The organism is Lacrimispora struthionigena (genome assembly GCF_048627165.1).
Lineage (GTDB): Bacteria > Bacillota > Clostridia > Lachnospirales > Lachnospiraceae > Lacrimispora.
This window is the reverse complement of record NZ_JBMBWP010000001.1, coordinates 1,088,479-1,102,559: the sequence shown is the minus strand read 5'-3', so window position 1 is coordinate 1,102,559 and position 14,081 is coordinate 1,088,479. Positions and strand designations below refer to the sequence as shown.

Genomic DNA, 14,081 nt, shown 5'->3' with positions numbered 1-14,081 from the left:
ATACAAAAAGTCCCGTTTGGCTATTGGCCGGACCGGGACTTTTTGTATGATAACGTTGAAATTTCAAAAGGAGAAGCAGGCAGACCCGCTTCATTGTATAAAAGGCCTTTCTTTGGAGCATTGGACCAGCAGTACCGGAAGAAAACCGGCTGTTTTACCTTACTGCTGTGGATTCGGACCAGATTCTCATTTATTTCTCCTGTCACAGAATAATAAATTCCGTCTGAACCTGCAATCTCAAACTCTTCCAGTCCTGTTCCTTTGCGGATTACAAGACCTTTTTTATCTTCTGTCTCAAAAATCAGGGTAATCCATTGATCTGACACATCAAAATCCGATAGCCATGGACCTCTAAAGATTACACGCTCCCCGTAAATCATGGCTCTTACTGCCAGCGACATACGGTAAGCTACCTCCCGCTTATTAAGCGGGTGAAGGTCGTTATCTTCCCCTAAATCCAGATTTACCGTAACTGCCACATTCTTTAATCCGCCCGCTTTTCTCTGTGCTTCCCTGATCCTTGGCCAGGCATCGTTTTTGTCCTCTAAATCAATGGAAAAATTAGGCAGCTGGGCAATTACAAAGGGCAGACACTCTTCCTTCCACATCTTTCTCCAAAGAAGAATCATCTGCTGCAGCCGTTCCTCATAGGAATCCGGTCTCTCGTCATTGCTCTCTCCCTGATACCATAAAACGCCTTTTACCAGATAGGGAAAACAGGGTGCCAGCATCCCGTTATAAAGCCCGGTCGGTTTCTGGGACATTAAGTCCACTCTGGGCGCAGGTTCACCCACCGCCCTGCTTTGGTACTCCCATCTGCCATCTAAGACAATGACTTCCTCCTCTGCAAATAAGGCGTAAATCTTGTCTGGGGTTACTCTTCCTGCCCCATTCTCACACACCAGGCAGATGCGGATCTCATTTTCCCCTGCTTTTAGCACACCTTCCGGAACGTTGTATTTCCTGGGCGGATACTGGTATCCGGTCTCTCCCACCAGAACGCCGTTTACATAGGTTCTGTCGCTGTCTACCATGGTTCCCAGCCAGAGTCTTGCCTTCTTCCCCTCCAGATGTCCAGGCAGCATAATCCGCTTACGAAACCAGATGACTCCATTAAAATGATCCAGTCCGAAATCCTTTAAAAAGGCCGGAAGAGTCACTTCCTTCCAGCTGTTACCGTTCCAGTCCATGCTTTTTTCTAAATCTCTTACCGTCTCATACCAGTCCTCATGAGCCTTTGTCTGCCCTGCCATTTTTTCCTCTAAAAGCTTCTGATTCTGGCAGAGCTCCAGCTCTTTCTTCATATCCGGATACTGACTGACCGCTTCTTCTCCCATCCAGGCTTCTACAGAAGATCCGCCAAGGCTTACATTAATAAGGCCAATGGGCACATTTCTATTCTCCCGCATAAATTTTCCGAAGAAATAAGAGACAGCGGAAAATTCTCCAATGGTATCAGGAGAACATTCCTTCCATGAAGCTTCCACGTGATCCTTTAAAGGCCCATGAAATTCATAGTTTTCTTTTACTTTATACAGCCGGAATCTGGCATCCCCCTGTTTTTCAAACTCTATGGGATACCGGTCCTTTACCCGGTTCATGGGCAGTTCCATATTGGACTGGCCGCTGCAGATGAATACCTCCCCCAGATAAACATCTGACACCTGAATTGTCTCACCGGATTCCCCGGACAATTCCATGATAAAGGGTCCGCCTGGCTGTAAGTGATGAAAGTAAGCTTCCCAGTTTCCGTCTCCATCTGCCCTACAGCTGATTTCCTGGTCCAAAAGCCGCAGTAAGATGCCTTCATCCGGAGCAGCAAGGCCCCAGATTCTTGTTCTCTCTCCAGTCTGCAGGACACAGCCTTGGCTGATCAGTTTGGGAAGCATAAGCCGTTTTTCCTTATTTTGCATAGACACCTATCCTTTCGCACCGGTAGAAGTGATTCCTTCCACAAAATACTTCTGAGCTGCAAAAAACAGGATCAGAGCAGGAAGCAGAGCAAGAAATGACATGGCAAGAATCTGATTCCATTCCACAATTCCACTGCTTTGATCGATAGACATCTTTAGTGCCAGCGCTACCGGATACTTGGATAAACTGGTGACATAAATAAGGGGCCCTAAAAAATCGTTAAAGCTCCAGATAAACTGGAAAATGGTACAGCTGACAATTGCCGGTTTTAAGGCAGGCAGCAGAATGCGAATCAGGATCTCAAAGGAATTACATCCATCCACAGTAGCCGCCTCATCAAGATAGGTGGGAATGGACCGGAGAAACTGAATCAGCATGAAAACAAAGAATGGTTCATTGGCAAATATAGTAGGTGCAACCAATGGAACATAAGTATCTAAAAGTCCAAGATTCTTCCAAAGCAGATAAAGAGGTATTCTTGTTACCACTGCCGGGAGAAACATGGTTGCCATAAGTAAAGAAAATAAAAATTTCTTAAATGGAAACTGAAATCTGGCAAACCCATAAGCAACCAGGGTGCTGGATATCAGGCAGAACAGAATCTTTGGTATTACGTACTGAAACGTATTGAGAAAGAAGGTTGTAAATGTAAACTGGGTTCTCGTCTTCCAGCCTTCTATGTACGGAGTAAAGTCTATTCTTTTGGGAATAAAACCGACCGTCGTAAATATTTCATTATTTGTTTTAAAAGTCGCGCCTACCAGCCAGAGAATGGGATAGATCATCACAAGTGCCACTGCTGTCAATATCCCATAACGTATCAATGCACTGATTAAATTCCGACGGTGCCTGCGTCTTTCTAACTTACTTAATCCGTTCATATGTCCCCTCCTTAGTTCCCTTCGTCAGAATAAAATACCCATTTGTTCTGTGTGGCGAAGAGAATTGCTGTTACAGCCATGATAATGATAAATAAGAGCCAGCTGGCCGCACTTGCATACCCCATGTTAAAAAACTTAAAGGCATTGTCATAAATATACATAGAGGTCAGATAAGTCGCATTTAGCGGACCTCTTCCGGTGACCAGATAGGGACCGTTAAATTCCTGGAAGGCATTTACCATCTGCATGACCAGATTAAAGAAAATGGTGGGTGTAATGAGCGGAATAGTAATCCGGAAAAAAGAATAAAGCCTTGAAGATCCATCCACACTTGCTGCCTCATACAGTTCCTGTGGCACATCTTTTAATGCCGCCAGAAAGATCAGCATGGAAGACCCAAACTGCCAGACTTTCAATAAAACAATGACAGACATTGCTCCATTTGGTGAAGATAACCATGGTATGGGAGCCGCTCCAAAAATACCGATAAAACGGTTGATAAAACCATCTTGCTGAAATAAAAACCGCCAAAGCACTGCAACTGCAACATTTCCTCCCAGTAAAGACGGAATATAATAAGCAGTACGATAAAAATTAATGCCCTTCAGCTGAAAATTTAAGATATAGGCAATAAACAAAGCAAAGGAAAGCTGAAGTGGTACGGTAAATATTGTGTACTTTATAGTAGCAGTCAGAGTTGACCGAAAATCAGCATTCCGGAACAGATCTATATAATTTGCGAATCCTACAAAGTTGGGTTTCCGTACAAGATTATAATCAGTAAAGCTGATAACAAGTGCATTCACAAAAGGATATAATGTTAAGAATATTATACCTGCCAGCCATGGAAGAATATATAACAATCCAATTTTACTATGTTTCAAAAAGCTCCCTCCTTCGATTCAGTCACGCAGAAGAATCTCACTCCTCTGCGTGACGACTTAACCAGCAGTTTTTTCTGCTATTATTTGTATTGCTCTTTCAGCTTGGCATTTTCCTCGCTGATAGCATCAAAGATTGCTTTTGCTGCATCATCTGCACTGCTCTGTCCAAATTCGAATTTCTCGTAATTTTTGTCGTATGCGTCTGTAAATTTGGCATTCTCAAAAATCGGAGAGTTATTGATTACTTTTGCATTGGCAGTAAAGTCATAAGCATCTTTTACAACACCGGTAATCTGACCGTCTGCTTCCAGGGAGGCTTTTGCTGCCTTTGAAGCAACCATTCCTCTGGTGGAACCCATTAATTTTGTTCCTTCCGGATCGTTTAAGATATACTGTAAGAATTCTGCGGCAGCCTTTGGATTTTTGGAATCCTTGGAAATTGCAAAGGTTAAAGATGGCTTTGCCATAGTTCCCTCAAATTTTGCACCATCAATTACTGGAAGCGGTGCAATCGCCAGCTGGTCGCCTTTATCTGATAAGGTCTTGGCATTGGAAGCAATTCCGCCGGTCCATTCTAAGACGCCGGCATAACCGCCGTTGATAAATTTAGCGTTCTGAGCGATACTAACAGGCTCATTGCCTACATTTTCAATGTAGTCTTTTCTGGAGCAGAATACATGGGCATCTGCCAGATCTTTATACCAGATCAGCGCATCTTTATAATCTTCCTGTGTATAATTCATGCTTAAATCATCGGCAAACTCTCCCTTGCCTGTCTTTTGCTGCAGATAGTAGATGGCAGCAAAACGGAATGTGGGGCTGACGATTAAATAAGAGTTGGGATCTGCTTTTGTAAATGCTTCTGCCGCTTTCTTATATTCGTCAAAGGTCTTTGGAAGCTCCTTGATTCCGGCTCTTTCAAATGCAGACTTGTTCAAATAAAATCCAAGGGTATTCTGACCATATGGAATTACCTGCATCTTACCTGCTCTCTGACCAAATTTTAAAAATTCCGGATCATACTGGCTGAAATCAAAGATGTCCTTTACCTGATCCAGATCATAAAATCCTTTGCCGTCGGGGCTGTACTGAAGAACCCATGGATAGTTTACTGTCATGATGTCCGCTGCAGTCCCTCCTGCGTAACGGGTGGCAAATGTCTCTTCCAGATTACCAAAGCCGGATGGCTCTCCTGTTACTTTGATTTTTCCTGCATGAGCGGTATTAAACGCATCAATTGCTTTCTGAGTCGCCTGGTGACGGTCATCATTTCCCCACCAGGAAAAATTTAAAGCCACCTCTCCCCCTGCATCTTTTCCTGCTGTTTCTCCTTTAGCCGGCTCTGCGGTCTTACTGCTGCATCCGGTTGCCAGCATACTGGCTGCAAGTAACGCAGCACACATCATACCTGTTGTTTTCCTCATACCCATTTCTAAACTCCTCCTTCTCATTTATCATTAATTTATATGAAAAAACTAAGAACTGCTAATTGTAGATCGTTCTTCCTGCTTCATCCCCAATACCGGATTTCCGGAAGAAGTAAGTATTGACCTGATCCCGCCACTCCACTGCATTTTTAAGCTGAAGATTCAGGCGGTCTCTTACGTTTTTATAACTGTCTTCATCAAGCACATCCCGAATGCTCTCCCACTTGGCCTGGTATTCTTTTACCTTCTCCACACCGTCAAAATGGGTATCGTAGATATGCTGAATCACCGTTTTCCCTGAATGAAGCACATGGGTATAAGGTACATGATGAAAAAACAGCAATAACTGGTCAGGACATGTATTAATATCTTCATACTCTTGAAATTTAAGAGGCGAATACTGCTTTGTATAACCAGTTCCGGTTGCTGCAGTCCGGTCTCTTCCCACTCCGTCTCTGTCGGCATAGTGGTAAGTCCCCCAGCAGTCGTATTCATAGCCATCGATATCACATCCATAATGAATTCCCGGCTTACACATAAATCCCACAGCCAGTGGGCAGGTATAATTCTCATATGTATCTCTTGAGGTAATGAGAATGGACAACGCTTTTTTTAATGCATCTTCCGTTAAATCAAAGCTTAAATGAAGCCACTCCTGTGCTATTTCCTCTGAAGTCAGATCATTGTCCCATGCAAGCCGTCCATATCCGTACCAGTTGGCCTGTGCCATCTTATTTCCGGTCCAGTTCCGGTCCATTCCCACATTTCCTACAGCACAGATCCCGGAAAGCTTTTGATTGGGTGAATACTCCCTGACCGCTTTTTTAACCAGACTTGATGCTCCATGCCTGGTGTCAAAATCCAGGACTTCCTTCCACATAGGAACCAGATAACAGATATCTTTCTGGTGACCGGTGTACTCCTGGGTAATCTGAAACTCCAGGATCTGATTGGTCTCTTTCAGGGCGCCAAACAAAGGAGATACCGGTTCCCTGATCTGGAAATCAATGGGACCGTTCTTAATCTGCAAAATAACATTTTCATCAAAACTGCCGTCTAATTCATGAAAGAGATCGTAAGCGGCCCGTGCCCTGTCTAAACTTCGGTCTCTCCAGTCCTGGGTGCAGTCATAGACAAAGCATCTCCAGACGATAATTCCTCCAAAAGGCCGGATTGCTTTTGCCAGCATATTGGCTCCATCCCCATGACTTCTTCCATATGTAAACGGACCTGGTTCATGCTCTGAATCTGCCTTTACAACAAATCCGCCAAAATCGGGGATTATGCTGTATAGTTCCTCTACCGTATGTCTCCACCAGGACGCAACCTCCGGGCTCAGGGGATCTGCTGTAGAAAGCTTCCCTACTGAGATAGGTGCTGCAAAATCAATGGCAAGAAATATCCGGATTCCATATGCAGTAAAGATATCTCCTATTTTTTTTATTTCCTTTAAGGAATCTCCTGTGATGAAGGAGCGTTCGTATTTTCTGACGTTTACGTTGTTGATGGAAACTGCATTAATCCCTACTGATGCCAGCAGTCTGGCATATTGGCGGATCAGATCCATATCACCGCGAAACTTATTATGATCAAAAAAAATCGAGTTTCCAGAATACCCACGTTCTATGGTTCCGTCAAAATTATCCCAGTGATTAATCATCCGGTAATTCTGATCGGGAATACTGATGTAAGGGAAATTGCCATTCTTCCCCACCAGCAGACGATGCAGACCAAAGATTCCGTAGAGAAGACTTTTTGGTGTGCTTCCTGTGATCTCATATCCCGATTCTGTTTTATCTATGGAATAACCCTCATCTCCCAGGCCGGCTTCCTCTGCAAGGCTTAATATAATTGAGGCATCTCCCGTTTGTGAACGTGAAATTCCATCAAACAGAAGGGGCATCTCCCGTTCAATTGTCCGGGCTGTCACTGACGGGGCCCTGTCTTCCATATACCAGGTTACAATTTGTTTTTTGCTTACCGGCTTGAGCAACCAGCATAAATCTCGTTTTTCAAACATCCCTATTCCTTCCTGTACTCAGTCCGACAATTATCATTTTTTACCATGTAAAACATTACAAACAAAGCTTCGTCCGATAGGTGTATCATAGCAAATTGCACAAAATAATAGAATGGAATGATTTAAGATTTTTGTAATTATTAAAGATTATTTTTTGATAAAATAGACTTGTATTGTGATTATCAATGCCATATAATACGATTAAGCGCATAAATCGACAATTTTTTAAAAATATTTACTTGTATTAATTTAATAATTATTTTAAATTTGGTTTTTCCATAGAAAAAGGAGCGTTCCATATGACCGAGGAACTGGATTTTAACAATCTGATACCGGAACTTCATTACTACATTCACAGAAAACCTACTCCCGGCTGGAAGATTGAGCCCTGTATTACATCCTTTATTGATATCACCTATGTAATGGATGGGAAAGCCGAATATACGATTAATGATCAGACCTATATTGTGAATAAAGGCGATTTAATCTGCATTCCTCAAAACAGCTACCGGGCAGCCACCAGTATCCCCGATGATCTGATTGAGTGCTATGCCACAAACTTTCGTCTCCGCAACCAGACAGGAGAGTATGTTTCGCTGCCTCTGCCATTTATCAGCCACATCGGAAGCAATCCACAGCTGATCGCTCTTTATAATGAGATGCACAGTGAATGGCTGCAGCAGAATTTCGGTTATATGCTAAAGGTAAGAGCCATTCTGTGCATGATCCTTCACCTGATATTAGACCAGCTGCTAAACAAAAATAGCGCCAGTCAGGATGACCCGCGCATTAAAAGCAGTATCCACTATATGAGTGCTCATTACTGGGAGAACTTAACCACAGAAGAGATGGCAAAAAGATATCATCTTCACCCGGCATACTACGGGAATCTCTTTCAAAAAGTTACTGGAATGACCTTTAAACAGTATCTTATTTCAATACGATTGAACTATGCGGAAAACTTATTAAAAAGCGGGGAATACAGTGTGGGGGAAGTGGCTCTGCAATGCGGATTTTCTGATATTTTTTATTTCAGTAAGCTGTTTAAGGCGAAAAAGGGAATTCCACCCTCTGCCTGTTTCCTGGAAGAAAAGAAGCCATTAAAATAAACAAAAAATCAGCCTGAACTGCGGGTTCAATTCGCAGACCAGGCTGATTTTTCTGTCTCATTTATTTAAAATATTTTACTCCGGATTCAAAAACTAACATATCCTGTTCCCCGTAGATATTCATGGCAACGCCGTCACCGCGACGCTCGGAATGAGCCATTTTGCCAAGGATTCTTCCATCAGGACTTGTAATACCTTCAATCGCCATATAAGAGCCGTTTGGATTCCAGTCCTCAACCATGGTTGGGCAGCCAGATGCATCTACATACTGAGTTGCCACCTGCCCGTTTTGAATCAGCTTCTCCAGCCATTCCTCATTGGCAACAAACCGTCCCTCACCATGAGAAGCGGGATTGCAGTAAACGCCGCCTAATTGTGCGCCGGAAAGCCATGGAGATTTGTTGGAAACCACTTTTGTATAAACCATCTTGGAAATATGGCGTCCGATGGTATTCATGGCAAGAGTGGGGGAATCCTCTCTCTGTTTTGTAACAGCGCCTTCCGGTACCAGCCCCAGCTTAATCAGTGCCTGGAAACCATTACAGATACCTAACATCAGTCCGTCTCTTTCTTCCATAAGCTTGGTAATTTCCTCTTTGATTGCCTCATTTCTAAACACGGCTGCGAAGAATTTGGCAGAACCGTCGGGCTCATCACCTGCGGAAAATCCACCTGGAAACATCACGATCTGGGATTTACTGATCTGTGATTTGTAACACTCAATCGATTCCCGGATGTCACTGGCAGTTAAGTTTCTAAATACACGGGTAACCACATTGGCACCGGCTTTTTCAAAGGCTTTTGTGCTGTCGTATTCGCAGTTGGTTCCCGGAAATACCGGAATAAATACAGTCGGCTTAGCAACTTTGTTCTTGCAGACATAGACATTTGATGTCTCATATAATTTCTCAGCTGCCGTTTCCTCTTTTGCACCGGAATTGGTAGGGAATACATCCTCAAGAGTCTTTGTCCATGCGTGAATTGCCTCCTCTACGGAGATTGCAACTGTTCCATATTCAAACACTCCCTGATCCGTTACAGTACCGATTACAGTGTGAGGAATTAAAAGCTCTGCCAACTTATCAGCCGGAATTTCACAGACCAGATTTCCCCAGCCTGCCTCAAAAAGCTGTTCTGGCTTCACAGTCTCTTCCAGCTTAACACCAAGCTTGTTTCCAAATGCCATCTTGCTCACTGCTTCGCAGATACCATTGCTTTCCACTGCATAGGCTGAAATTACCCGTTTAGCCTTAATATCTTCAAATAATTTTCCGTAAAGGTCCATCACCTGCTCATATACCGGAAGATCATATTCATCCTTTTGAATTTCAATCAGGACAAGACTGCTTCCCGGCTGTTTCAGTTCAGGCGTAATAATGTGCTTATGACTGGCAATATCCACTGCAAAGGAAACAAGAGTTGGAGGAACATCCACATCCTGGAATGTACCTGACATACTGTCCTTTCCACCAATAGACGGCAAACCAAAGCCCATCTGAGCATGGTAAGCGCCTAAAAGAGCTGCAAATGGCTGACTCCAGCGTGCAGGATCTTCTGACATGCGGCGGAAATATTCCTGGAAGGTGAAACGGATCTTTTTGTAATCACCGCCTGCTGCCGCAATTTTTGCTACTGATGACAAAACTGCATAGATTGCACCGTGATAAGGACTCCAGCTGGATAAATAGGGGTCAAAGCCATAGCTCATCATGGTAACCGTATCGGTGGTTCCCTGTTCCACAGGAAGTTTGGCTACCATGGACTGTGTCTCAGTCAGCTGGTATCTTCCTCCATAAGGCATAAAGACACTTCCTGCACCAATGGAACCGTCAAACATCTCCACCAGTCCCTTCTGGGAACATACATTTAAACCGGAAAGCAGGTTAAGCCAGGTACTCTTTACATCTTCCACTTCCTTCTTACCAAATGCACTGCCTTCCTTTGACGGAACTTCCACGACAACCGACGCTTCCTGATGAGCTCCGTTGGTATCTAGAAATCCACGGCTGATATCAACAATAGTTTTCCCTCTCCAGCTCATTACCAGCCTTGGTTCCTCGGTTACAACCGCAACTGCTACCGCCTCTAAGTTCTCCTCAGCTGCATAGGAAAGGAACTGATCCACTTCTTTTGGATCAATCACCACTGCCATACGCTCCTGGGACTCAGAAATAGCGATTTCTGTGCCGTCAAGTCCGGCATACTTTTTAGGAACCTTGTCCAGATCGATTTTAAGTCCCTCTGCCAGCTCTCCGATTGCAACTGAAACACCACCTGCACCAAAATCGTTGCACTTTTTAATGATGCGGCTGACTTCTGCCCTGCGGAATAATCTCTGGATCTTTCTTTCTGTGGGAGCATTTCCCTTCTGAACTTCTGCACCGCAGGTTTCAATGGAATCCTCTGTATGAACCTTGGAGGAACCGGTCGCACCTCCGCAGCCGTCACGTCCTGTTCTTCCGCCAAGCAGGATAATAATATCTCCCGGATCGGAAGTTTCCCGGATCACATTTTTTCTGGGAGCTGCGCCCATAACCGCTCCGATTTCCATTCTCTTTGCCACATAATTGGGGTGATAAATTTCCTTTACATAACCGGTTGCAAGACCGATCTGATTTCCATAAGAGCTGTATCCTCTGGCTGCTCCTGTCACGATCTTTCTCTGGGGCAGCTTTCCCTTTAATGTTTCCTTTAAGGATCTTGTGGGATCAGCAGCGCCGGTTACGCGCATGGCCTGATATACGTAGGTACGTCCGGAAAGGGGATCCCTGATGGCACCGCCAAGACAGGTTGCCGCTCCTCCGAAAGGCTCGATTTCGGTGGGATGGTTGTGAGTCTCATTTTTGAAGTTTACCAGCCACTCTTCTTCTTTACCGTCAATCTCCACCGGAACTACAATGCTGCATGCATTGATTTCATCCGATACTTCCAGATCCTCAAGCTTTCCTTCCAGACGCAGCTTTTTCATAGCCATCAAAGCCAGATCCATGAGACAGACAAACTTTCCGCTCTTTCCCTTTAAAACTTCCTCCCGGTCAGAAAGATAGCGCTGGTAGGTCTCTTCCATGGGCTTTCTATAGTCCCCGTCCGTAAATTCCACGTCCTTTAACTCGGTCTGGAACGTGGTATGGCGGCAATGATCGGACCAGTAAGTATCAAGTACCCGGATTTCCGTCATGGTTGGATCTCTGTGCTCTTCATCCCTGTAATAATTCTGAATGTGGAGGAAATCCTGAAATGTCATGGCAAGGTTCAACGATTGATATAATTCCTTCAGCTTTGACTCTTCCAGACTTTTAAATCCGTCAAAAACAATGACATCCTCTGGTATGTCAAATACAGTAACCAGCGTCTTTGGTTTTGTCTCTTCTGCCTGCCTGGAATCCACTGGATTAATACAAAAGGATTTCACTTCCTCAGTCTGAGCGTTAGTAAGAGCGCCGGAAATGACATAAGTAACAGCCGATTTAATTACCGGCTCCTCATCTTCTTTGAGAATTTTTACACACTGCTCTGCAGAATCCGCTCTCTGGTCAAACTGTCCGGGAAGATATTCTACCGTAAAAACGGTATCTCCTTCTTTAACCGGAACTTCCTCTTCAAAAACCAGGTCAAGCGCAGGTTCTGAAAAAACGGTAGTGAGAGCCAGTTTATAGGTCTCCTCCGAAATATTTTCCACATCATACCGAATCAGAACCCGCACATCCGTTACTGTGCCGATTCCCAGATAATTTGCGATTTCCTCTTTCAGTTCTCCTGCTTTTACGGCATAAGCTGCTTTTTTCTCAACGTATACTCTTCTTACACTCATAATTTCCTCCTTGTAAAGAATCCTTATGATCTATCAGGTCAGACTTCCCTGTTATTATCGTACAAATATCATACCATAAAACATATCAATTAGAGAAATTAATATATCTTATGTCATTGATCACTTTTATTAATAAAACGGTGCCCTAACCATCTGGTTTCGGCACCGTTTCATTATCACTTCTTATTATTTTTGCAATACAGATGCCTTGGCAGGCCATCAGTCATAATAGGAGTCAGTTCTGCCTGAATCAAAGGCCGGAGATAGTTTAAAAATTCTTCTGTCACATAATCACCTGCTTCATTGATCCACTCTCTTGGAACCTTTTTCTCAATGTTTGCAACCTTATGGACATCGTAAATATCAGTCACACAGATATAAGGATCATCTGAGATCCGTTTTAAAATTACCATTTTACCTGTCTCACCTTCAAACGCCGCTTTCACAGCTGCTCCGCCTACCTGATAGGCCTCTGTAATATCCACTCTGGATACCATATGGGAAGCACATCGCTGCAGGGAACTGAATTCAATGGCTCTGGTCTTACAGCCGGTATCCCTTGCAATACGGCTTGCAAGATATCTGGCTGTTCCGGTAAGCTGCCGGTGTCCAAACGCATCTACATAATCCACGTTATCTGTCAGTTCACAGACATATCTGCCGGATTCCACCCGGATTCCTTCGGAAATGGCAACTACCACTGATTTTTTCTGTTTGTGAAGTTCTGCTATCTTCTTCATAAAATCTTCGATATCAAAAGGTATCTCTGGAAGGAAAATCATATCCGGTCCCTCACAGTCCTCGCACTTAGCCAGTGCCGCTGCACCGGTAAGCCATCCTGCATTCCGCCCCATTATTTCAATCAGGGTCACATTCTGCTGGTCATATACCAGGCCATCCCGGATTACTTCCTTTGTAATGGAACCGATATACTTCGCGGCGCTTCCATATCCAGGCGTATGATCGGTGGCTGCCAGATCATTGTCAATGGTTTTTGGAACTCCCATAAAACGGATCCGGCTGCCATTTAAAATAGCGTAATCGGACAGCTTCTTAATGGTATCCATGGAATCATTCCCACCTATGTAGAAGAAATATTCAATCTCCATGTCATCAAGATTGCGAAATATCTTTTTGTAAATCTCCTGGTCTTCATGGATCTCCGGCAGTTTAAATCTACAGGAACCAAGATAAGAGGATGGCGTCCGCTTTAACAATTCAATATCAAGATCACTTTTTATATGTTCAGACAAGTCCACTACCCGGTCTTCAAGCAATCCCTGGATTCCATGAAGCATTCCATATACAATCTTCGCCCCTCTGTCCCTGGCCGTTTTGTAGACTCCCACAAGGCTGGAATTAATCACTGCGGTGGGTCCTCCCGACTGACCGACAATTACATTACCCCTGATTTCCTTCATTATTAACAGATTCCTCCCTGATGCTCTTTTTTGTAAGTACTTACATTTTTCTCATAATCATATCATAATATAGAGGCATGATTAAATCAACCTAAGATAAATGATTCACAATTTTTCATTGTCTTACAACAGGAACAAAATCTTCCATATCTTTTCGCAGAATTACAAAACGACATATTTCGACAATTATTGTCATTTTTCATAATACCGCTTGAAAAAAAACAGTTTTTACAATATAGTAGTAAAGGATTTTTTTACGAAGGAGCGTTAATTGAATGGAACTTGATCAGCAGTTAAAAGATTTATCTCAGAAATACTTATTTGAAAGCACTCAGTATCAGACCGATGGACAGAGTCCTAATCTGGAAGTTTGCTTACAGCTTAGGGAAAGCCACATTGATACCTTTATCCAGAAGGCTGGACAGCTTAATTCTATTGTAGAATCCTGCGCCAATATGGTTGGTATCTTTGATACCGCCGCAGCGAAAGAGGAAATGCTTAAGACATCGATCCGTTGCAGCGGACATGACAAGCTTTTTATCCGCACTACCCCTTCCATGATGAAAATTCTGGTTGAAACATTGTTTGATTAAAGATCAGGGAAAGCTTTAAAA

Annotated in this window: 9 protein-coding genes; 2 read left to right on the top strand and 7 right to left on the bottom strand. The window is 43.6% G+C overall.

Annotation, left to right across the window (positions count from 1 at the left end; genetic code table 11):
- Nucleotides 1–20: 20 nt before the first annotated feature.
- The 5 genes from ACOAOT_RS05005 to ACOAOT_RS04985 all read right to left on the bottom strand — a co-directional run bounded on the left by ACOAOT_RS05005 (nt 21) and on the right by ACOAOT_RS04985 (nt 7,126).
- Complete coding sequence (locus ACOAOT_RS05005; protein WP_420215969.1) at nt 21–1,913, bottom strand: sialate O-acetylesterase; 1,893 nt, start codon at nt 1,911–1,913, stop codon at nt 21–23.
- A 6-nt stretch (nt 1,914–1,919) separates the two neighbouring features.
- Nucleotides 1,920–2,795, bottom strand: a complete 876-nt coding sequence (locus tag ACOAOT_RS05000; protein ID WP_420215968.1) for a carbohydrate ABC transporter permease — start codon at nt 2,793–2,795, stop codon at nt 1,920–1,922.
- An 11-nt stretch (nt 2,796–2,806) separates the two neighbouring features.
- On the bottom strand, nt 2,807–3,679 hold the full coding sequence (locus ACOAOT_RS04995; RefSeq protein WP_420215967.1) for a carbohydrate ABC transporter permease: 873 nt from the start codon (nt 3,677–3,679) through the stop codon (nt 2,807–2,809).
- Between the two features lie 80 nt (nt 3,680–3,759).
- Nucleotides 3,760–5,109: an ABC transporter substrate-binding protein gene (locus ACOAOT_RS04990; protein ID WP_420215966.1), complete on the bottom strand. Its 1,350-nt coding sequence runs from the start codon at nt 5,107–5,109 to the stop codon at nt 3,760–3,762.
- Between the two features lie 55 nt (nt 5,110–5,164).
- The gene (locus ACOAOT_RS04985) at nt 5,165–7,126 is read right to left on the bottom strand and encodes a glycoside hydrolase family 20 zincin-like fold domain-containing protein (RefSeq protein WP_420215965.1); all 1,962 of its coding nucleotides are present in this window, start codon (nt 7,124–7,126) and stop codon (nt 5,165–5,167) included.
- Nucleotides 7,127–7,425: 299 nt separating this feature from the next.
- Between ACOAOT_RS04985 and ACOAOT_RS04980 the strand changes: the two genes are divergently transcribed.
- Nucleotides 7,426–8,235, top strand: coding sequence for an AraC family transcriptional regulator (locus ACOAOT_RS04980; RefSeq protein WP_420215964.1), 810 nt, complete (start codon nt 7,426–7,428; stop codon nt 8,233–8,235).
- A gap of 61 nt (nt 8,236–8,296) precedes the next feature.
- Here the strand turns inward: ACOAOT_RS04980 and ACOAOT_RS04975 are convergent, their stop codons facing one another.
- Entirely contained in the window at nt 8,297–12,046 is a 3,750-nt protein-coding gene (locus ACOAOT_RS04975; RefSeq protein ID WP_420215963.1) for a phosphoribosylformylglycinamidine synthase, read from the bottom strand.
- Between the two features lie 176 nt (nt 12,047–12,222).
- Nucleotides 12,223–13,467 (bottom strand): 6-phosphofructokinase, encoded by a 1,245-nt coding sequence (locus tag ACOAOT_RS04970; protein ID WP_420215962.1) that lies wholly within the window; start codon nt 13,465–13,467, stop codon nt 12,223–12,225.
- Between the two features lie 275 nt (nt 13,468–13,742).
- On the opposite strand from ACOAOT_RS04970, the gene ACOAOT_RS04965 reads away from it, so the two are divergent.
- On the top strand, nt 13,743–14,060 hold the full coding sequence (locus tag ACOAOT_RS04965) for a hypothetical protein (protein WP_420215961.1): 318 nt from the start codon (nt 13,743–13,745) through the stop codon (nt 14,058–14,060).
- Nucleotides 14,061–14,081: the final 21 nt, after the last annotated feature.